The following is a 22,334-nucleotide window of genomic DNA, read 5'->3' on the forward strand; positions in this document are numbered from 1 at the left end:
CCTTCACTCTGCCTCATGTTCATCCAGCTCATCCGCCATAGCGCTTAATGCATCACGGGTGAGCTGCGCCAATGCTTTATAGAAACCGTTATCAAAAGCTTCAACCTTACCTAAAAATTGACTTAAACAAGGTAATAGGAAAAATTCAAACAAAGCCTTTTGTGCGGTGGTGGAATCTAAATGATCTTCAATCCATGACGCAGTCAGCAATAATAGTGCTACATGATCAGCTTGATCCAATACCGGCATTCCACGTTGTTGACGGAAAAGGAGAAATTCTTCGACCGATAATCCATAGGCAGAAATTGTTGTAGCAATATCTCCGTTTACAGCAAAAAGTGCTTGATAACTTGCTTCAAGTTCCGTAGGGTTGGCAAGTTTTTCAACAATATTCAGTGCGTGTTCACTCTGTGCATCTGTTGATAATGCCCAGTTTTGACGAAGATTACCTTGCTTCAACCAAGCAAAAGTGCCGCTCAAAATCGGATCGGTCGGGTGACGATAAAATAAATTACCAAATAAACGGCAAAGTAGTGAAAAATCATTAATGGTTGTATTACTCATCATTTAGCTCGTATAAAAAGAAAAGCGTATGTTACACCAATCGCAGAAGGAAAATAAGATGAAATATATCGGTGCGCACGTAAGTACATCCGGCGGCGTTGAAAATGCCGTGTTACATTCAGTAGAAATCGGAGCGAATGCATTTGCGCTCTTTACTAAAAATCAGCGTCAGTGGAAAGCTCCTGCACTTAAAGAAGAAACCATTGAAAAATTTAAACGTTTTTGTAAAGTTCACCACTTTTCCGCGGATCATATTCTGCCTCATGACAGCTATTTAATTAACCTCGGCAATCCGGAAAAAGAAAACTTAATTAAATCCCGTGAAGCCTTTATTGATGAAATGCAACGTTGCAATCAACTTGGTTTAAAATTACTGAATTTCCATCCCGGCGCTCATCTCAATAAAATATCGGAACGCGATTGTTTAGCGCGTATTGCCGAATCAATCAATATTGCGATTCAAACAATACCCAATGTGGTTGCTGTAATCGAAAATACGGCAGGACAAGGTTCTAACCTTGGCTGGCGTTTTGAACATCTTGCTGAAATTATTGAACACGTGGAAGACAAAAGCCGTATTGGCGTATGTTTAGATACCTGTCACTTATTTTCTGCCGGTTATGACATCAGCTCCTATGAATCAAGCGGTCTGGTTTTTGAAGAATTTTGCAAAATCATTGGTTTTGAATATCTGCGCGGAATGCATTTAAACGGTTCTAAAACACCATTGGCTAGCCGAGTTGACAGACATCACAGTTTAAGAGAAGGCACAATGGGTACTGAAATATTCAAATTTATTATGAAAAACAAGCAGTTTGACGATATTCCGCTCATTTTAGAGACGATTCAGCCTGAAATTTGGGCAGATGAAATAAAATTTTTACGTGCATTGGAACAAAATTAAAGTATACTAGTCTCAGTTCTGAGGCTCTGTGCGATACAGAGCCTTTTCTTTTTTCACCATTTTAAGGTATTACCTACTAGGAGCACTTCGCTTTTTTTGTTCTGGCGAGACCGGTTTATATTATGCAAAAATCCTTTTTATCTTTAGCAAAACCGCTTTTTTTATCTGCACTAATTATTATTTTCAGTGGCTATTCTTCCAGCACTTTCGCAAGTTTAAGTACTAAGCCTGCGACTCCAAGCCAAATTATCAATAAAGTAAAAAAATCGACAGAAAAGTCGCTTACAAAACACAGCCAAGCCAATGCAAGCCAAAAAGTATTAGCGGCTTACCGTAACTGGGCAGGAACCCGTTATCGCTTAGGCGGTACGACTAAAGCAGGAATCGATTGCTCGGCATTTGTTAAAGCCACGATGAACAGTGCATTTAATATTCATCTTCCCCGCTCTACTGCTGAACAAAAACACGCGGGCAAATCCATTTCTAAATCTGATTTACGCCCGGGAGATTTAGTCTTTTTCCGTAAAAACCGTCACGTTGGGGTTTATATCGGTGGAGGTAAATTCATTCATGCCAGTTCAAGCCGCGGAGTTACGACCAGTTCGTTATCGGAAAACTATTGGGCAAGAAACTACACCCAATCGCGTCGCGTACTTTAATCAGTACTACTGATGAATATCCGAATTACGCCGCATATTTTACTTGGTGAGATGTGCGGCTTCTCATTTGATGTACGACATTAGTAATTACCCCAGCGATTTGTATATCACTCCATCGTTTGATACGTAAATTCGGTTCACTGACATCCAGTGAAAACAAAATTTTTTCACCGTCTATTTCGCTGAAAAATTGATAAAATTTGTATTCCCCGGCTTTTTCAATGACAAACAAATCGTTTACAAGTGGCAATTCACTGTTTTCTACAATCAATACATCATTTAATTCAATTCCCCAAGCAATTAAATTCGGGTTTTTAACATGAATAAAGAACGTTTCCGTTGGTCTTCTGATACAAAGAGAATTTAGATCTAGTTTGATCGAACGATCACTATTAAAGTCACGATAAAGCGGCATCGGTTGATAGGAAAGTTCATGGGTTAAGCTTCTTAAATGTGCCATAATAGCCTCCAATTGATTAAACTGTGTGTTTATACAGGTACATTTTACTGTCTAAATAGACAGTGTCAATAATAAAGATCGATTTTCGTGTAATTATTTACAGTATTTCATACCCAAGATCATATTGAGCTCCTGAAAAGAAAAGGCACACATTTATAATGTGTGCCTTAAAGAAGTATGACACTAACAATTTTATTTGGAAAGCAACAAATTGGCTAAGGTTTTAATCCCTATTCCCGTTGCACCCACAGCCCATAAATCGCTTGCAGTTTTACGGAATGTTGCCGAACAATCGATGTGTAACCAATTTTTTTGATAATTTTTCACAAAATAGGATAAAAATGCGGTCGCGGTACTTGCTCCTGCACCGACCGGTACAGAGCCTGTATTACTAATATCAGCGAAAGCAGATGAGATTTGCGAACGGTGAAACTCTTCAAAAGGTAAACGCCAAAACGGCTCACTTTCTTTTTTGGCAGCGTTTAACAGATCCGAAACTAATTCATCATCCATTGACAGGATCGAATGATAGTCATTGCCTACCGCCACTTTTGCCGCACCGGTTAAGGTAGCGCAATCAATAATCAACTGTGCACTCTGTTTATCGGCTTCAATAAGACCGTCCGCCAATACTAAGCGGCCTTCTGCATCGGTATTATTCACTTCTGCGGTCACGCAGTTACGGTAAGTAATAATATCGCCCAATTTAAAAGCCCGGCTGCTCACCATATTTTCTGCACAGCATAAATAGAGTTTTACCCTTTTATTTAAACCGCGAGCAATCGCCAAACCTAAAGCCCCGGTCACTAAACCTGCGCCGCCCATATCAGTACGCATGGTACTCATTGATTCACTCGGTTTTAAGCTATAACCGCCGGTGTCAAAAGTAATGCCTTTGCCAACTAAGCAGGCAAGTACCGGAGCATCCGGATTTCCCGTTGGGTTATAGTCTAATTGTAACATTGCCGGCAAGTGTGCAGAACCTTTGCCTACCGTCCAAATACCATGATAACCGCGTTCGTCCAATGCTTCGCGTGCAATGATTTCAAAGGAAACTTTGCCTTTACCGACATATTTATCTGCCTGATGCAAAATAAACTCAGCCGCTTTATGGGCAAGTACTTCCGGTGTCAGTTGATCCGATGGTGCATTAATTAAATCACGGGTAAAGGTTGAACAAGCTAGGCGCGCGTCCAACTCTGCCTGTTCTACGGCAAGATGAGGAAAGAAAACCTTGCCGGCATTTCTGACACTAGTAAATCCCTGATGAAATGCCCAACATTCTTCCAATCCCCAACCTTCTCCATATAAGCTAACATTCAAAATACCCTGATTTTTAATTTTACGCGCTGCTTTTTGGATAGTAATAAGCGGATTATCGTTTACATGTACGCGAATTCCTGCATCATTTACCGAGATGATCGCATTTTTTCCCCAGACTTCTGCCGCAGGCTGATTTGACAGCATAATATTCATTGTAGTCATAGTGTTTCCTTATTATTGAAGCGATTACAAGCGGTATGATTTTAACAGAAATTTGCAAAAAAATACCCTGCATCAAAGCAGGGTTCGAGCGGAAGATATGAAATCAATTTGAATATTTTTCTGCAGATTCTTGCAGTTTACCGCCAGCTTTTTCAACATCTTTGCCAAAACCGGATACCGTATTGCACGCTGTGAGCATGGTTAAGCTCGTTAATACGATTAAAACAAGTTTTTTCATTATTAAGCTCCTTAAGCAAAAGTGATCTTTACGACACGCCATTTCAGGAATGCCACAATAAAAGACAATTTCTACTAACGTAAGTTCTAAGCTCGCGATTTTGCGAATAAGGTTAGAATCGCGGCATTCTCATATTCGTATTACCGACTTTTTCATCCGAAGCGCGTTGTGCCGTAATCACTTTATCGCCCTCTTTCAGACCCGAAATAATTTCAGTATATAAACTGTCGGCAAGCCCTGTTTCCACTTGCTTATCAACAGCTTTATCATTTTCCAATACTTGCACGAAAGTTTCTTGACCGCGTTTTTTCAATGCCGTGGTCGGCACCAATAACACTTGCGTTTTCTCGGCAATCGCAATACGACCTTGGGTCGTCATTCCGATACGTAAACTGTGGTCGACATTATCTACAACCACATTGGCGTAGTAATAAACCGCTTCGCTGTTACCGGACTCTTCGGTATAACTATTGTCGGTGAGCGTGGTTAATGCCGGGTCAATGGACTTCACCTGACTTCTATACGTTCGGTTCGGCTCTGCAAGGGTTGTAAAACTCACATCCTGTTGCGGTTTCACTTCGGCAATATCGCCCTCTGCCACTTCCAACTTAATCAGTGCTTTAGAAAGATCCGCGACTTGAACAATAGTCGGGGAAGTTTGGTTGGAGTTAACCGTCTGTCCTTCCGATACCGGCACGGAAACAATAATACCGTCAATCGGAGAAACAATTTTGGTATAACCCAAGTTGGTTTCCGCAGTACGAACTGAAATTTCAGCCACTTTAATTTGTGCTTTTACATCATCTAAATTCGCTTTTGCCGTCGCCAATTCATTTTTTGATGTTTCCAAATCATCCAAAGAAGCACTTTTTTGATTATATAGCTTGCTGATACGTTGATAATTAGACTCCGCCACGTTCAACGCCACTTGTTTTGCGTTGAGCTGCGCTTTATACGCTACGAATTCCGCTTGTGCCGTATCAAGATCATTTTGTTGGGTTTCGGAATCGATATCGGCAATCATATCACCGGCTTTTACCGACTGCCCTAATTCAACATACAGTTTCAAGATTTTACCCGACACCTGAGCGCCCACTTCTGTGCGCTGATACGCTCTCACAGAGCCGGTTGCCAACACGCTCTTATTCAGATCGCCGACTTTTACCGGCTCGGTGATATAGTGAATCTGTTGACTATCGCTACTACCCATAATATACGGATAAGCGAAGAAAGCGGCTAAAGCAAGCAAGGCTAAAAATAGAATGGGTTTCAGTATTTTCATTTTAAGTAATAGATCAAATGAGAGTTGTTAATTAAGCGATTGGACAACATCGCATTATATAAAATTCACGCTTTTATCCGCAAAATTTTTGCCATAATTTGTAAATCAATCGTAGATACAAGCGGTCGGAAATACCCTCAAATTTGCAAATTTCTTGACAAAAACACGCTTTATTAAAGACCTCTCAAACAATACCAAATACCGCACGGATATAACTTGCAACCGCTTCATCCTTATGACTACCGATGATTTCAAGCTGCGGTAGTGCCTGTTTTAAACGCGGATCCGCATTACCCATTACACATCCTTTGCCAACCTGAGAGAGCATTTCAATATCATTCATTCCGTCCCCGAAGGCAATACAATCACTCAAGTCATAACCGCGTAATTGTACCAATTTTTCAAGCGTATTCGCCTTACACACACCTTTATTCATCATTTCTAAACAATATGGTGTCGAATAGGTTAACTGTAATTCCCCACCGAATTTTTCCTTTATATTCTGCTCAATCGGCGCCAAATCTTCCGCGGTTTTACCGATAAAAAATACTTTTTCAGTCTGCTTACCGTGATGTTTACTGAAGTCGACCACTTGATACATAAAGCCCGAATCTTGGTGGTATTTTCTAAGATGTTCGATATCGACATTGATAAACCATTCATCACCTTGATAAGTATTTAAACAGACCCGTTTCGGATCAAAAGGAATATCGTTCATTAAATTTAATGCAATTTCAGCCGGAATATAGTCACTCGATAATAAATCACCCGCCAAATTATTACCTCTGGCTCCGTTTGAAGTCACAAGCATTGCCTCTTTAACATTGACTTTGCTGATAATATGCTTCACATCGGGCAAATTTCTGCCCGTTGCAAAAAAAATATCTACGCCTTTTTGAGCCAGCTTTCTTAGGGTTTCAATAGTGAAATAACCGATACGGTGATGAGTGTTCAGCAATGTGCCGTCTAAATCCGAAATAATGGCACGAAATGGTTGAGGCATGAGAATTCCTTAGTGGATTGAATGAAATAGTAAAGAGGAAAGCAGGCTAACAAATTTGCTTATGAACTTCAAAGAAAATCATCATTTCTCTTATCCCGGCTCAAAGTTGATTAAAAAATAACAAAATGATTCAACCGAATGAAAGGTTACTTTCCTCTGAATTACATTATTTTTATACGGAAAAATATATCATCAAATATATAAAAATCTATAAAAATAGATTTTTTAGCATAAAAAACCAAATCGCACATCACAAAATTACTGGTAATCGTTTGCGCAAAGCATAATATGCTATTGACATCACTTCTTTTAAAGTTAATATAGCGACCATTTCCGAATAACAATGCAAACATAAAACACACACAACAATGGTAAAACACGTTTCTCTTAACCTGCTTCTACTCCTTACGCATTCGGTGCGAGGATAAGACTCGGTTAGAGAAAATGTTCACTATCCACACTTAGCCCGCACGTCAAAATGCGGGCTTTTTTTTATCGTTGCAAAAACCGGATAATACACACTTACATTCTATGAGGAGATTTTTATGAGTAACAACATCATTATTTTTGATACAACATTACGTGACGGCGAGCAAGCCTTAAAAGCAAGTTTAACCGTAAAAGAGAAGTTACAAATCGCATTGGCACTGGAACGTTTGGGTGTAGATATAATGGAAGTTGGCTTTCCTGTTTCTTCCTCAGGTGATTTTGAATCCGTGCAAACTATTGCCCGCCATATTAAAAACAGTCGTGTTTGCGCACTTTCCCGTGCAGTTGATAAAGATATCGATGCCGCCTACGAGGCGCTTCGCGTAGCAGAGACATACCGTATTCATACCTTTATCGCCAGTTCCGCATTGCATGTTGAAGCTAAATTAAAACGGTCTTTTGACGATGTCGTTGGGATGGCTGTCGCTGCCGTAAAACGAGCCAGAAATTATACGGACGATGTAGAATTTTCCTGTGAAGATGCAGGTCGAACCGGTATCGACAATATCTGCCGTATCGTTGAAGCGGCTATCACTGCGGGAGCTACCACCGTGAATATTCCGGATACTGTCGGCTACTGTTTACCCTCCGAATACGGTAATATTATTCATCAAGTAATGAACCGCGTACCGAATATTGATAAAGCGGTGGTTTCAGTTCACTGCCATAACGATTTAGGCATGGCAACCGCTAACTCTTTGACTGCCGTTCAAAACGGTGCCCGTCAAATCGAATGTACGATTAACGGTATCGGTGAACGTGCGGGCAATACCGCTTTGGAAGAAGTGGTGATGGCAATTAAAACCCGTCAAGAATTATTTGGCATTGATACCCGTATCAATACTCAAGAAATCCACCGTACCAGCCAAATGGTTAGTCAACTTTGTAATATGCCGATTCAACCGAATAAAGCGATTGTCGGTTCCAACGCTTTCGCTCACTCTTCCGGTATTCACCAAGACGGAATGTTGAAAAACAAAAATACCTACGAAATTATGTCCCCTGAAACCATTGGCTTGAAGAAAGAGAAATTAAATTTAACCGCACGTTCCGGACGTGCCGCAGTACGTGGTCATATGTTGGATATGGGTTACCAAGATAGCGATTACGATTTAGACAAACTTTATGAAGCCTTCTTAAAACTTGCCGATAAGAAAGGTCAGGTATTTGATTATGATTTGGAAGCGCTTGCATTCATCGATATGCAACAAGGCGATGAAGATCGTTTGAAATTGGATGTGATCACATCACAACTGATCAGCGGTTTACCGGCTTCGGCATTCGTACAAGTTGAATTGGACGGAGTACGTTTAAGCCAGACTTCCCAAGGTGGCAATGGTCCGGTTGATGCGGTATATAACGGTATTATGCAGATTGTCGGTATGGATTTAAAAATGTCGCACTATAATTTAACCGCAAAAGGTGAAGGAGCGGAAGCATTAGGGCAAGTGGATATCGTCGTTGATTTTGAAGGTCGTAAGTTCCACGGCGTCGGCTTAGCGACAGATATCGTTGAGTCCTCGGCTCGCGCATTAGTCCATGCTATCAACGCTATCTACCGTTCACAAAAAGTAGCTGATTTAAAAGCGAAAAAGTAATCCTTACTAAAACGACACTAAAAACCCGACATTCTTGTCGGGTTTTATTTTTCCGATTTATTCACTTTGACACAAATCAAACAGAACTGATTTTAATCGGTCAAGTTGCTCAAATCACTCATCGTTTTCAGACATAATAGTGTCACCGTTCACTATGTCAAACAGGAGATAATCCCAATGAAACAGATGCTACTAATGAGTGGTTCAAAATATAGAGAATCGGATTATTTGGAACATACGATTCCTTGGTTAAACACGTTTTTACAAGATTATAAAGGTAAAAAAGCGGCATTTATACCTTACGCCGGTGTACGCCAATCTTACGATCAATATGAGGAGAAAGTACAAAAAGCTTTAGCAGAGCTGAAGCTCGATATTATTTCCGTCCATCGAGCACAGCAACATCGAGATATTATCGAATCAGCAGATATCATCATTATCGGCGGAGGAAATACTTTCTGCCTGTTACACGGACTTTATCAACATAATCTACTTGACGTCATTCGCCAAAAAGTTGAAAACGGTACGCCTTATTGCGGTTGGAGTGCCGGTGCAAATGTCGCTGGCGCATCAATCATGACAACCAATGATATGCCGATTATTTATCCGCCGTCTTTTACGGCGTTGAATCTCTTCCCTCATCAGATTAATCCTCACTTTATTTCAGGGAAAATGCAAGGTCATAACGGCGAGAGTTGCGAAGAGCGATTAACTGAATTTTTGATCGTTAATCCGACCGCTTGTGTATATGCGCTACCGGAAGGTACTGCGCTCCATATTGTCGGAGAACAGGCATTCACCATAGGTCACCACCCAATATTACGTTTTAATAAAGATACGGAAGTACAACAATACCCTGTTAATTCGAGTTTTACTTACTAAGGAGCTTGCTATGGCAGAACTAAAATCCCTTGTCGCCATAATTGGCATTATTGCGACTATTTATTTGTTGATAAAAAAATACGAAACCCGAACCGTATTAATCAGTATCGGTTTATTCATGGCGATTGCTACACTAGAACCCATGAGTGCCCTCGATGCTTTTGCTAAAAGTATGACCTCGGGCGGCCTAATTATGGCGATTTGTTCCAGCATGGGTTTTGCCTATGTGATGAAATATACCCAATGTGATACGCATTTGGTGCATTTATTGACCAAACCTTTAGGCGGTTTAAAATTCTTTTTAATCCCGATTGCAGCAACGATCACCTTTTTCATTAACATTGCGATTCCTTCTGCCGCAGGTTGTGCCGCCGCAGTCGGAGCAACATTAATTCCCGTGTTGAAAAGTTCCGGTGTACGCCCGGCAACTGCAGGGGCAGCCATTTTAGCAGGGACGTTCGGCTCCATGATGAGTCCGGGTTCTTCTCATTCGGCAATGATCAGCGAAATGTCCGGTTTAACTGTCACGCAAGTTAACCTTAGTCATGCGCCTTATACCATGATTGCCGGTGCAATCGGTATCGTAACGCTCACCATTTTGGCGATTGCCTTTAAAGATTACGGCGAACAACACCGACAAGCCTATCTAAGTGAAAATAAAAACGCGGAACAACATTTCACTGAGGTCAATATTTTGTACGCTATCGCACCGCTTGTACCGTTAATTATTTTAGTTATCGGCGGCACGTCGTTACAACAAGTACAGGGACTTGGCTGGACCAAAATGGGCGTACCTCAAGCGATGTTAATCGGAGCAATCTACGGTATTTTAGTTACTCGTATTTCACCAACGAAGATTACCGAAGAATTCTTTAACGGTATGGGACACGCCTATGCAAACGTCTTAGGGATCATCATTTCTGCCGGTGTTTTCGTTGCCGGTTTGAAAGCGACCGGGGCGATCGATTCCGCTATCGAATTTCTCAAACATTCCAATGAATTTGTCCGTTGGGGTGCAACTATCGGTCCATTCCTTATGGGTGTCATTACAGGTTCCGGCGATGCTGCAGCCATTGCCTTTAATACAGCTGTCACCCCACATGCCGTTGAACTTGGTTATGATCATGTCAATTTAGGAATGGCTGCCGCAATCGCCGGCGCAATCGGTCGTACCGCATCACCAATTGCCGGTGTGACTATCGTCTGTGCGGGTTTAGCAATGGTTAACCCTATTGAAATGGTTAAACGTACTGCACCAGGCATGGTACTTGCCACCTTATTCTTAGCGTTATTTATGTTGTGATTTCACGCACTCGCTTGGGATAGGCGGAATTGCCTATCCCTTGTTGTTAAACAGAGGAGTTAACCATGAGCATTGATTTAGCAAAACTCATTGAATGGCGTAGAGAATTCCACCGTTTCCCCGAAACCGGTTGGTCGGAATTTTGGACAACCAGCCGCATCGCCGATTACCTTGAAGAAAGAGGTTTTGAACTACTGTTCGGTCAACAAATTATTCATCCGGATTTTGTACACGGACGGCAACAATCCGTGGTTGATAACGGCATCCAAAATGCAATTGCTTATGGCGCCAATCCGAAATGGTTAGCTCGAATGAACGGTTATACCGGCTGTGTCGCCGTTTTTAATTCGGGCAAACCGGGCAAAACCTTAGTATTACGTTTTGATATCGACTGTGTAAATGTCGCAGAAACTACCTCAACCAACCATCTGCCGAACAAACTGGGGTTTCGTTCTCTCAACGACGGATTTATGCACGCCTGCGGACACGACGGGCATATCGCCATTGGCTTAGGTATTGCCGATTGGATTGCCAACCACAAAACAGAATTGCACGGAAAAATCAAATTGGTATTTCAACCTGCCGAAGAAGGTGTCAGGGGCGCGGCTGCGATTGCAGCAAGCGGAGTGATAGACCATGCCGATTACTTTATCAGTTCACACATCAGCTTTTGTGCGGACAGCGGCACCATTATTTCCAATCCTAAAAACTTTTTGTCCACGACCAAAATCGATATTCGATATCGCGGAAAACCAGCACACGCCGGTGCGGCTCCGCATTTAGGACGCAATGCTCTGCTTGCCGCCGCCAATGCAGTGAGCCAATTTCACGCAATCAGCCGCCACGGTGACGGCATGAGTCGTATTAATGTCGGAGTGCTGAACGCTGGCGAAGGGCGCAATGTGATACCGGTGAATGCGTTGATTCAATTAGAAGTCCGCGGTGAAAATCAAATGATTAATCAATATATGGTCGACCAAGTCATGCAAATCGCCAAAGGCATTGCCATCGGTTTTGATGTGGAATACGAAACGGAAATCATGGGGGAAGCGGTCGATATGGTCAACGATCCACCATTAGTTGAATTACTTGAGAAAGTTGCCGTTCAACAAAAACAAATCCAATCCGTCAGCCCCGATTACGCCTTTAATGCCAGTGAAGATGCGACGATTCTCGGTAGAAAAGTACAAGAATTCGGCGGCAAAGCACTTTATTTTATCCTCGGAGCTGATCGCACCGCTGGTCATCACGAAGCCGAATTTGATTTCGATGAAACACAATTGCTCACCGGCGTGCATATCTATACCGACTTGATTAAAGCATTGCTCGGTTAATCCGTTTGCCGTTACAAGCGGTCCGTTTTCGCCTGAATTTTGCATTTTTTTGACTAAAACCGACCGCTTGTTCTCCTCCTCCCCCGGTCCTACTTCGCTTTCATACCGAATTGTTATAAACAGGGATGATTTCCTGTGTTGGGTTTTCGCCATAATAAGCCGACATTTATTATTTTAAACGGAGAACCCTATGTCTAACACTCAACCGTTCCAAACGTTATTCGAACAATCATTGAACAGTTACTGCGAAGCACGTTTCCTCACACCTGCCGATTTATCTGCAGAGCAATGGTATCAATTTATCGCACAAATCAGCCAACAAGCGATTTTGCAAAATTTTCCGAAAAACCCACCGCTTGCAAACAGCCGCAAGGTAAATTACCTCTCCATGGAATTTTTAATCGGACGCTTGCTCGGTAACAATTTAATGAGCTTAGGCGTTTATCAATATGTTGATAACGCATTGGCGCAATATGGGCAGAATTTAGTCGACATTTTGGAACAAGAACGCGATCCGTCTTTAGGAAATGGCGGTTTAGGACGCTTAGCGGCTTGTTATTTGGATTCGATGGCAAGCCTTTCCCAACCGGCGATCGGTTACGGATTACATTATCAATACGGTTTATTTAAACAGCGCTTCGGTACAAAAGGCGAGCAACTTGAAGCCGGTGACGCTTGGAACCGTGATTTCTATCTACAGCAATACCACCGAGCCGATTTCCGTCAGCAAGTCGGTTTTGGCGGTGAAGTGTGGCATAAACATGGCGATAAATACGAATGGCAACCGGCATGGCAAGTGTCAGGTGAAGCCTTTGATTTACCGGTAGTCGGCTACAAAGGCGTACAACAGCCGTTACGTTTGTGGCAAGGTTATAGCGAAGCGACATTCAATCTTGCTAAATTTAACGACGGCGATTATTTAGCATCCGAATCGAACGTTATCGATGCCTCAAAACTGACCAAAGTACTCTACCCGAACGACAATCACCAAAACGGTAAAGCATTACGTCTAATGCAACAATATTTCCATTGTGCGTGTTCGGTCGCCGATATTTTACGCAACCACTTAGCGCAAGGTCGCGGCCTCGAACAATTACCGGAATACGAAGTAATTCAATTAAACGATACTCACCCAGCAATTGCCATTCCGGAATTAATGCGTTTGCTTATTGACCGCCACGATTTATCTTGGGAAAACGCATGGGCAATTTGTGCCAAAACATTCGCCTACACGAACCATACTTTATTACCGGAAGCATTGGAACAGTGGGATCAACACCTACTTGCGGAACTCTTACCGCGCCATTTGATGATTATCGAGCGCATCAATAATGAGCTTTATCAGCAAGTGCAAGCGGAATTTAACGAACATGAATTTGCCGACGCGTGGGACCAAACAGCCGTACTGATGAATCATCGTGTGCGAATGGCAAATTTATGTGTTGTCGGTTCATTTGCAGTAAACGGCGTAGCGCAAATCCATTCGGATTTAGTGGTCAGCGATCTCTTCCCTGCTTATGCAAGACTCTTTAAAGACCGTTTCCACAACGTCACCAACGGTATTACGCCGCGCCGCTGGATTCGTCAAGCAAACCCGCAACTCAGTGCATTATTGGATAAATCTATCGAAGGTGACTGGACGCAGAATTTAGACCTGCTCCGTCAGCTTGAAAAATTTGCAAAAAATCCTGAGTTTCAGACCGCTTACAACGCCGTTAAACAGCATAATAAACAGCTATTAGCGGTGGAAATCGAGCAAAGTTTGGGATTAAAAGTAAATTGCGATGCCATTTTTGATGTTCAGATTAAACGTTTTCACGAATATAAACGCCAACATCTCAACTTGCTCAACATTATTGCAACCTACCAAGAATTAAAAGCGAATCCGAACCAAGATTTCGTGCCGCGCGTCTTTATATTCGCCGGCAAAGCGGCACCGGGTTACTTCATGGCGAAACAGATTATCCAAGCGATTAACAATGTCGCCGAGGTGATCAACCATGACCCTGAAGTCCAAGGAAAATTACAAGTCGTATTTCTGCCTGATTATCGTGTCAGCCTTGCCGAAAAAATTATCCCGGCAGCCGATGTTTCGGAGCAAATTTCTTTAGCCGGCAAAGAAGCCTCCGGTACCGGCAACATGAAATTGGCATTAAACGGCGCAATTACCCTCGGCACCCTAGACGGAGCGAATGTAGAAATTGCCGAATATGCCGGTGAAGAAAACGTCGTTATTTTCGGGCATACCGTGGATTCTGTCAGAACATTACGCACAAACGGCTATGTTTCAAAACAGTATTACGAGCAAGATCCGATACTGAAAAAGGCGATCGACGCACTGGCTGACGGCAGCTTTTCAAACGGTGATAAAGATCGCTTTGAACCCTTGGTTTACGATATGCTCAATCACGACTATTTCTGCGTTTTGGCAGACTTTGCCAGCTACCGCGAAGCGCAACGCGAAGTGGCAAAACGTTATCAAAACAGAGAAGCATGGATTGAATCAACCATTTTGAACACAGCCCGTTTAGGCATATTTAGTTCAGACCGTTCAATCCGCGATTACCAAACCCGTATTTGGAAAAATCGCTACTAGACTTTAAAAAATAAGTTGTGAATTAACATCATCTGTACCTAAATGAGGTGCAGATGATGCCCTACTCCTTATCAATTACGTTGAGGTATGATTAAACTTGTTATTGAACAGATATTCGCCTCCGTAAAACGCAAAACTTCACTCAATTCCATATTCTTATGTCGCCAAAAAATTAATGTGAAATCACATTCAAATAGCATAAAATCATTCTATATTCAGTCGAGTAAATTGTTGAAAATAATAAAGTAAAAATAAATTAGAAAGCAATTGATCGTTGCATTCAGCTGTCGTATTATTCGCCAAATTCCTCCACATAAGGCATTGAATCATGAAGAAAAAAATTTTTTTGCGGCTATTAATGGTAGTTGGTGGTTGTTTGCCGGCTTCTTATATGAAACCTTTTGGCGGTATCGCTAAAAAAATACGTTTGGCTTTAGGTAGGCAAATATCCAATCAATTAGGACAAAACGTGAATATTGAAAAAGGCGCGTACGTGTTGGAAGATACGGTTGTCGGTGATAATTCCAGTATCGGTGTCAGAAGCGAAATCTGTAAAGGATTGAGTATCGGTAAAAATGTCATGATGGGGCCGGAATGTCTGTTTTATTCAACCAGCCATTATTTCAACAAAGAAAGCCGCCGCTTTGAAGGCTATACGCCGGTGAATCCGATTGTCATTGAAGATGATGTGTGGATTGGTCGCCGTGTCATTATTATGGGAGGGGTGACTATCGGCAAAGGTTCAACTATCGGTGCCGGAGCTGTAGTAACGAAAAGTATCCCGCCTTACAGTTTAGCCGCAGGTAATCCTGCAGTCGTCAAAAAGAGCATGTTGGATTAATGAGTTGCCGCATTTTCCCTATAACAAGCGGTCTGATTCAGGTTTAAATTTACCTATTTTTGCCCGAATCAGACTGCTTGTTGTTTCCAAATTTGCCAACATTCTTGCAGGTGCTTCAACATTAATGCGGTAATTCCCCAAATTTCATAGCCGGAATAACACAGCGTCGGTGAAGTCATCTGCCGTTCACGGTAAGTAAAATAACGCACGCCGAAGTTAGATTCCGTCAAAATGAATTCCAACGGCACACAGAATACGTCAGCAACCTCCGCTTGGTTCGGCTGTATAGGCGGTAGATTTTCAGCGATTGCCAATACCGGCGTGATCGAAAAACCCGATGGCACGCGCGCCAGCGGTAAACTACCGATAATTTGCCACACATTCGGTGCAATCCCGACTTCTTCCCAAGTTTCACGTAACGCAGCAGCGGCCATATTTTCATCACCTTTATCCACTTTACCGCCGGCAAAAGCGATTTCCCCGGCATGAGCAGAAAGATAAGGCTGGCGTCGAGTAAGTAACAGCTGCCAATGATGTAACGAATGCGGAATAAAAGCGACCAATACCGCAGCATCACGCCACGATAGTTGAAATGACTCAAACAGCTCGCTACGGGACATCAACGAAGTCGTTATTGGTGGATTTTGGCAAAATTGTAAAAATGCCGTGAGTTCATCGGGTAAAAGTTTCATAAAGTACTACGAATTACCTCCACGGCGGTTCAACGTTCATGAAAAGAATGCCATGCAATCATGTTCATCAGTTATACCCCATCATTCGGAGCAAACCGCGCGTGTACTCAATCGCTTCACTACGATTTGCCACACCGATTTTTTGGTAAAGATTGCGGATATGCGTTTTAATCGTCGTTATCGCCACCACCAATTCTTGCGAGATCTGCTCATTGCTGTAACCCGAATAAATTAATCCCAACACTTGCCATTCACGTTGAGTCAACGGACTGATTTTTAATAGTTCCGGCACGTGCGGGTTTTCCAACAAGCTTTTGACAAACTGTTCATCAAAATGCGCAGTTTTATGGCGATTATGTTGGTTGATACTGCGTAGAATAAACTGCGCCTTATGGGTGGAAAGGTCTTCCAGTACATTCAGTTGCAATAACTGGCGGATTTGCTGAGCCATGAGATCACCTTCAATCACAAAGGCACTGATAAAATTGGTCTGCTGGCTCAAATTCAAGGCATGGATTAAATCTTTTTGAGCAAGATCTTTTTTTCCTTGTAGATAATAAACACGATTACGTAAAATCAAGGCACGTTGACTATCGCTAACCAGATTAAAAGTGGCTGCCGTTTTGAGCAAACTGTTTAAAATACGCAGCGCTTGGTCATAATCTTCCTGTAGTAAATAACAGCGCGCAATATTACGCCATTGTCGTTGGGTAAAATGATTATACTCTTGTGCCGGAAAATGTGCTTGAGCCAACCAGCTTTCCAAATGGCTGTTGTCATTACTCATTTGCCAATAGATCAACAACACTTCATCCAGTGCGGTAATCCAATCTTTATGGGGCGAACTGCGGGAAAGCAGCTCGCGACATTGCTCAATCAAGCGTGTACCATTGGTTAAATCTCCTTTAGTCAACGAAATTTTAGCCAGTAACGCTACACATTGAATTTGTTCCTCTTCTTTTTCCAACACTTCGATGCCGGCATGAGCCATCGCTTCCGCTTGGTCTAAATGGTGCCATTCCCATAAAATCTGCCCTTTTAATCTCAACAAAAACTCATTCATTGGAATTTGGTTAAACGCCTTGCTCTGTTGAGTGGTTTCTTTCAATAAATCATAAGCGGATTGTAGAAAACCTTGGGCGGAGAGAATCTCCGACTGCTGTAATTTAGACCAAAGCCATTGATGATAAGCGCGTTGTGTGGTTGCCATTTTCTCTACTTGCTGCATCAACGACAATCCCTCTTTTAAATAACCGCGGCAATGTTGCGCCTCACCGATTACCGAGGTTGCGACAATCTGTGCATAATCAAATTCGGAAGATAAATTGCTCAATGCTTGGTTTGCTAACAAATAGGCTTGTTCTTCATCACCGGCATTAATCGCCACTTGAGCCCGCAATGCATCAAAACGTCCTTGTAGGCTGTCGGTAAGCGGTCCTTTTGGCTGAAATTTTTGCAAAATGCCGCTCACATCCTGATGACGATGCTGGCTTTGAGCCAACCACGCTTTTAATAAAACCAAGTTTTCATCCTGCCAAATCTGTTCGGACGGCAAGCTGTTAAGGCTGTCTTCCAACAATTTTAACTGCCCTTGGTGAAATAACGCCCAACCGTGTTCCTTCAAAATTGAATAGAGCGTTTGCGGATCCGACAACATCTGTGCATGATATAACGCCTCGGAACCATAGCCCAATTTCAGCCACATCATTGACGCCGCTTGGTGCAATTGTTGCCATTCATTCGGCAATTCCAAGCGGCAGCTTTGGGATAAATACGAAGCCAAAATCGGGTGAAATTTCCACCAAACCTCACCGTCATCCTGCGCTAATCGAGTGACAAACAACCCCATTTTTTCCAATTCATCCAGTTTTTTAACACCGTTTTCATCTCGGCTAATCGCTACCACCAGTTTTTCGTTCATCGAACGTAAAATCGCACATCGCTGCATAAACAGTTTGACTTCAGGATCAACATAATGAAAAACTTCTTCATTCAAATAGTCCGCAATATGTTGTTGATTAAGCTTTGCCAATAATTTTTCAGGAAAGTGGAGTAATTCAGCATTCTGTTTAATCGCAAAAATCATCAATTGCAATGCAGTCGCCCAACCTTCAACCCGATCACAAAGGGCAAAAATAACATCATCACTTAAAGTTTCATTCAGTTTTTGTTCAAAGAAACGGCGAGTTTCATTGGGAGTAAAAGCCAGTTGGTGAACGTCAATTTCCAACAATCTATCGTGGATACGTAAATTGGTAATACTTAACGGCGGCGAGAGACGTGAAAGCAGCACCAAACTCATACTGTTTGGTTGATGCTTCAGCCAGAAACGAAGTGCATCATGAATTTCTCTATTTTCAATTAAGTGATAGTCATCAATAATCAGGTAGAAATGACGGGAAACATCATCTAACAACACCAATAACTGCCCAAAATAGTCAATTAAATTGTTTTTATAGTTGACCTCTTTCAGAGAAATACCGGTTGCTTTTGCCAAAGCGGAAGAAAAATAGCGGGCAAACTGTTCGACGTTATTATCACTTTCATCTAATGCAAACCATGCTACATTCTCATTTTTTGCTAATAAGCGCTCTTTCCACTGAGATACCAAAGTGGTTTTTCCATAACCTGCCGGTGCGGTAATCAAGGTGAGCGGATAGGATTTCGCCAGTGCCAAACGTTTTAATAATTCGCTACGTTCAACACCGTTGTTATGTTCTTTATAGGCTTGATTCGACTTGCTTGAAATCAGTTTTGTCGGAATCAGTTTTGTTACGACCTGCATTTTGCCTCCCTACAGTAAGTCTGTGATTTTAGCAAATTTTGGAGTGAAAAGGGGAGAAATGAAGTGTAAACAAAAAGCAAGAGCCGACAAAACGATACGCGATTCTATGAGTCAAAATTATTTCACCTGATTTTGAGATCCATCAAGCTTTGTCACATTAACACTTTTACGATTTATTCTCATTCTGCATACTATACAAATTAATAATTGTTCGTATTTCAAATACATTATATAGAGGTAGTTGTATGTCAGTAATTCCTGTTTCTGCTTTAGAAAAAGATATTTCCGCACAAATTGATGCTATTGTTAGCAGTGATATTTTTGGTGAAATTGATCCTATTGTCAGCCGCCGTTTAGCTGATTTAGGCTTCTCCAGCGGAATGCCGCTGACAGTGATTGCAAAAGGTCCTTTAGGTAAAGGTCCTTATGCCGTCAGACTCGGCAATAAATCCCAATTCGCACTACGTGAACCCGAAGCAAGTAAAATTATGTGTCGTATTATGGAGTAATAAAGGTGAAACGTTGTGATTTCGCCCTATTAGGTTCACCTAATTGCGGCAAAACAGTACTATTCAACGGGTTAACCGGCGCCAATGCCAAAGTAGCAAACTACGCGGGTGTTACCGTCGATAAACTTGAAGGCGCTTTCATTGATGACCCGTCGATTCGAATCATTGATCTCCCCGGAACCTATAGTCTACGAACCACAAGCCTCGATGAAGCGGTCGCTCGCGATATGGTACTCGGTAAAATCGGCAAACAGCCTGATGCCATCATTGCCGTTGCCGATGCGACCAATCTACGTATGACGCTACGTATGGTGTTGGAAATCAAAACATTAGGGCTACCGATGATAGTTTCCCTTAATTTGAGCGATATCGCACGCACCCGCGGGTTACGCATTGATGTAAAGAAACTCAGCGAATTGCTCGGCGTACCGGTACTAGAAACTGTGGCTATCAAAAAAGAAGGGATCCGTGCGCTACGCGAAGCCATCAAATCGTTCCCATGTCAGAAAGCTTCACCAATCGAGATTAAAACAGCCGAACAGATGTTAGAGCAGCTCGACAGTAATCAACTCTATCAACAAGTAGAAAGTATTCTTTCACAAGTAGTTAAACACGATTTAGAACTACCGCAATGGCATCAAAAGCTGGATAATTTTGTCATGCACCCAATCGGCGGGATTATTTTGCTACTGATTATACTGCTGCTCGTATTTCAAGCGGTCTATTCTTGGGCTGAGCCGATGATGGATCTTATTGAAAGTACATTCGGTAATTTGGGGGAATGGGTTACCACCACACTGCCGCCGGGTATTTTGTCCGATTTACTGGTTAACGGAGTGATCGCCGGGGTTGGTGGAGTATTGGTATTTTTACCGCAAATAACTATTTTATTCGCATTTATTTTGCTATTGGAAGATTCGGGCTATCTGCCACGAGCAGCATTCTTATTAGATAACCTATTGGCTAAAAGCGGTTTATCCGGAAGAGCATTTATTCCGCTGCTGTCCAGCTTTGCTTGTGCAGTTCCGGCGGTCATGTCCGCCCGAACCATTCAAGATCCGCGCGAAAGATTGGTTACTATTGCTATCGCACCGATGTTAACCTGCTCCGCCCGCCTGCCGGTTTATACGTTAATTATTGCCGCAGTCATTCCGGAACAAACCGTATGGGGTATGTTTAATCTGCAAGGATTAACACTATTTTCATTATACGTTATCGGAATTATCTCAGCAGGGTTAGCAGCTTATATCACCAAACGTTTTGCATTACGTAAAGGTCGAATTCAACAATTTCCACTCTTGATGGAATTACCGACCTACCGTATGCCGAATTTCAGACACATTTGTATCAGTTTATGGGATAGAGTCAGCGCCTTTTTAAAACGGGCGGGAACCATCATTTTTGCGTTAAACGTTATCTTATGGTGCTTAGTCACCTTCCCCAGCGCACCTGAAAATGCGGTAGGACCTGCTATTGATTACAGTTTTGCCGGCATGCTCGGACATTTAATTCAGCCGATTTTCGCGCCGTTAGGCTTTACTTGGCAGATGTGTATTGCAATGATACCGGGCATTGCAGCTCGGGAAGTTGTGGTTGCGACATTAGGTACGGTTTATGCTGTAAGCGGCTCAGAGGAACAGATCACTAACGCCTTGATTCCGATTGTACATAACAACTGGGGCTTACCGACGGCATTGGCGTTTATCGCTTGGTATATTTACGCGCCGATGTGTATGGCAACATTAGCCGTAATTAAGCGTGAGACCAAATCAACTCAACAAACGCTGTTCATTACCGCGTATTTGTTCGCCTTGGCATACCTTTTTGCCTTTGCGGTTTACCATATTACTTTGAGGGTTGTAGGATGATTCAAAATATTATTGTCGGAGTAATCGTTGCGGTTTGTATACTCTACGTGGTATGGAAATTTGTGTTAAACCGCAAACAAAACGTTTGTAACGGCTGTGACCGCTGCGGCGGGAAAAAAAACGGCTGCCATTAGTCTTCAAACGAAATACAAGCGGTCGGTTTGGACACATTTTTTGCAAATTTCTCGCCCAAACCAACCGCTTGTTTTCTCCGCTATTTACCCGCCCAAACGACCATCACTTTATCGTTAGCGTTTCGGCGGCTGAAAGCGAAATATTTTTTCGTTTCCAACACTTTTTGTTCGCCATCGCCGATAGCCGCATGATTTTGACGGAACAGCGCCACTTTCGCCCAATGCTGCTGCAACGCTTTATTTTGTGAGTTGCTATCGAGTTCTTGCCAGTTCATATCCGATCTGGTGCCTTGAATCGGATCCGACCCTGTCGCACCGAATTTTCTGCCACTTTCATCGCCGTAATAAATTTGTACCGCGCCCGGTGAGAGGAGCAATAAACTGCCTGCGGTTTTCTGTTTATCCAGATTATTTTGGCTGTCATCGTGGAAAAATAGTCGGGTATCGTGCGAGGAAAGATAACTTAATACATTGAGATCTTTCAATTTTTCACTCATTTGTTGATAAGTCGGGGCGATTTTGGCAAAGCAGCCAAGAGCCTCTTTCGCTTGATCTTGGAAGCTGAAATTGATCATCGCATCAAAGCCGTTGTTGTAATAATCGCTGGTATGAACGCCGTGTCCCCACGCTTCACCCGTCATCCAGAATTTATCGCCAAAGGATTGATTCGGATGGGCTTTTTGCCATTTTTCCAAGGCTTTTTCCGCC

The 22,334-nt window shown here is 42.4% G+C and carries 20 protein-coding genes; 11 read left to right on the forward strand and 9 right to left on the reverse strand.

Features of this window, described 5'->3' with window-relative positions:
* Positions 1–3 precede the first annotated feature (3 nt).
* A complete protein-coding gene (locus tag ACEYJ7_RS10900) occupies positions 4–564 on the reverse strand; it encodes a molecular chaperone (RefSeq protein ID WP_373779142.1) in 561 nt (186 codons plus the stop codon).
* 58 nt (positions 565–622) lie between these two features.
* Between ACEYJ7_RS10900 and nfo the strand changes: the two genes are divergently transcribed.
* Both nfo and ACEYJ7_RS10910 read left to right on the forward strand, forming a co-directional pair.
* Entirely contained in the window at positions 623–1,468 is an 846-nt protein-coding gene (gene nfo / locus ACEYJ7_RS10905) for a deoxyribonuclease IV (protein WP_373779122.1), read from the forward strand.
* A 119-nt stretch (positions 1,469–1,587) separates the two neighbouring features.
* Positions 1,588–2,127, forward strand: a complete 540-nt coding sequence (locus ACEYJ7_RS10910; protein ID WP_373779143.1) for an NlpC/P60 family protein — start codon at positions 1,588–1,590, stop codon at positions 2,125–2,127.
* 25 nt (positions 2,128–2,152) lie between these two features.
* Here the strand turns inward: ACEYJ7_RS10910 and ACEYJ7_RS10915 are convergent, their stop codons facing one another.
* From ACEYJ7_RS10915 to ACEYJ7_RS10935, 5 genes are all read right to left on the reverse strand, one after another.
* Positions 2,153–2,587, reverse strand: coding sequence for a LexA family protein (locus ACEYJ7_RS10915; protein WP_373779123.1), 435 nt, complete (start codon positions 2,585–2,587; stop codon positions 2,153–2,155).
* 192 nt (positions 2,588–2,779) lie between these two features.
* A complete protein-coding gene (gene pepB / locus ACEYJ7_RS10920) occupies positions 2,780–4,072 on the reverse strand; it encodes an aminopeptidase PepB (protein ID WP_373779124.1) in 1,293 nt (430 codons plus the stop codon).
* A gap of 103 nt (positions 4,073–4,175) precedes the next feature.
* Entirely contained in the window at positions 4,176–4,310 is a 135-nt protein-coding gene (locus ACEYJ7_RS10925; RefSeq protein ID WP_373779125.1) for an entericidin A/B family lipoprotein, read from the reverse strand.
* A 112-nt stretch (positions 4,311–4,422) separates the two neighbouring features.
* Positions 4,423–5,592: an efflux RND transporter periplasmic adaptor subunit gene (locus ACEYJ7_RS10930; protein ID WP_373779126.1), complete on the reverse strand. Its 1,170-nt coding sequence runs from the start codon at positions 5,590–5,592 to the stop codon at positions 4,423–4,425.
* A gap of 184 nt (positions 5,593–5,776) precedes the next feature.
* Positions 5,777–6,595 carry a Cof-type HAD-IIB family hydrolase gene (locus tag ACEYJ7_RS10935; protein ID WP_373779127.1) on the reverse strand — a complete coding sequence of 273 codons (819 nt, stop codon included), beginning with the start codon at positions 6,593–6,595 and terminating at the stop codon, positions 5,777–5,779.
* A gap of 545 nt (positions 6,596–7,140) precedes the next feature.
* On the opposite strand from ACEYJ7_RS10935, the gene leuA reads away from it, so the two are divergent.
* From leuA to ACEYJ7_RS10965, 6 genes are all read left to right on the forward strand, one after another.
* Complete coding sequence (leuA, locus tag ACEYJ7_RS10940) at positions 7,141–8,682, forward strand: 2-isopropylmalate synthase (protein ID WP_373779128.1); 1,542 nt, start codon at positions 7,141–7,143, stop codon at positions 8,680–8,682.
* 177 nt (positions 8,683–8,859) lie between these two features.
* On the forward strand, positions 8,860–9,564 hold the full coding sequence (gene pepE, locus ACEYJ7_RS10945; RefSeq protein WP_373779129.1) for a dipeptidase PepE: 705 nt from the start codon (positions 8,860–8,862) through the stop codon (positions 9,562–9,564).
* Between the two features lie 10 nt (positions 9,565–9,574).
* Complete coding sequence (dcuC, locus tag ACEYJ7_RS10950) at positions 9,575–10,867, forward strand: C4-dicarboxylate transporter DcuC (protein ID WP_373779130.1); 1,293 nt, start codon at positions 9,575–9,577, stop codon at positions 10,865–10,867.
* Between the two features lie 65 nt (positions 10,868–10,932).
* A complete protein-coding gene (locus ACEYJ7_RS10955; protein ID WP_373779131.1) occupies positions 10,933–12,201 on the forward strand; it encodes an amidohydrolase in 1,269 nt (422 codons plus the stop codon).
* 190 nt (positions 12,202–12,391) lie between these two features.
* Positions 12,392–14,797 carry a glycogen/starch/alpha-glucan family phosphorylase gene (gene glgP / locus ACEYJ7_RS10960; RefSeq protein ID WP_373779132.1) on the forward strand — a complete coding sequence of 802 codons (2,406 nt, stop codon included), beginning with the start codon at positions 12,392–12,394 and terminating at the stop codon, positions 14,795–14,797.
* A gap of 328 nt (positions 14,798–15,125) precedes the next feature.
* Entirely contained in the window at positions 15,126–15,638 is a 513-nt protein-coding gene (locus ACEYJ7_RS10965; protein WP_373779133.1) for an acyltransferase, read from the forward strand.
* Positions 15,639–15,706: 68 nt separating this feature from the next.
* On the opposite strand, the gene ACEYJ7_RS10970 is transcribed toward ACEYJ7_RS10965, so the two are convergent.
* Positions 15,707–16,330, reverse strand: a complete 624-nt coding sequence (locus ACEYJ7_RS10970; protein WP_373779134.1) for a CoA pyrophosphatase — start codon at positions 16,328–16,330, stop codon at positions 15,707–15,709.
* 67 nt (positions 16,331–16,397) lie between these two features.
* Entirely contained in the window at positions 16,398–19,115 is a 2,718-nt protein-coding gene (gene malT / locus ACEYJ7_RS10975) for an HTH-type transcriptional regulator MalT (protein WP_373779135.1), read from the reverse strand.
* Positions 19,116–19,360: 245 nt separating this feature from the next.
* Between malT and ACEYJ7_RS10980 the strand changes: the two genes are divergently transcribed.
* From ACEYJ7_RS10980 to ACEYJ7_RS10990, 3 genes are read left to right on the forward strand one after another with little or no spacing between them, the layout of a single operon-like run.
* Positions 19,361–19,624, forward strand: coding sequence for a ferrous iron transport protein A (locus tag ACEYJ7_RS10980; RefSeq protein ID WP_373779136.1), 264 nt, complete (start codon positions 19,361–19,363; stop codon positions 19,622–19,624).
* The gene (locus ACEYJ7_RS10985; protein WP_373779144.1) at positions 19,624–21,492 is read left to right on the forward strand and encodes a ferrous iron transporter B; all 1,869 of its coding nucleotides are present in this window, start codon (positions 19,624–19,626) and stop codon (positions 21,490–21,492) included. Before ACEYJ7_RS10980 ends, ACEYJ7_RS10985 begins: the two co-directional genes overlap by 1 nt.
* Positions 21,489–21,626, forward strand: a complete 138-nt coding sequence (locus tag ACEYJ7_RS10990; protein ID WP_373779137.1) for a FeoB-associated Cys-rich membrane protein — start codon at positions 21,489–21,491, stop codon at positions 21,624–21,626. Before ACEYJ7_RS10985 ends, ACEYJ7_RS10990 begins: the two co-directional genes overlap by 4 nt.
* Positions 21,627–21,706: 80 nt before the next feature.
* Here the strand turns inward: ACEYJ7_RS10990 and ACEYJ7_RS10995 are convergent.
* The coding region (locus tag ACEYJ7_RS10995) for an alpha-amylase family glycosyl hydrolase (RefSeq protein ID WP_373779138.1) at positions 21,707–22,334 on the reverse strand (628 nt) is incomplete at its 5' end.

It is taken from the genome of Glaesserella sp. (assembly GCF_041814905.1).
GTDB lineage: Bacteria > Pseudomonadota > Gammaproteobacteria > Enterobacterales > Pasteurellaceae > Glaesserella.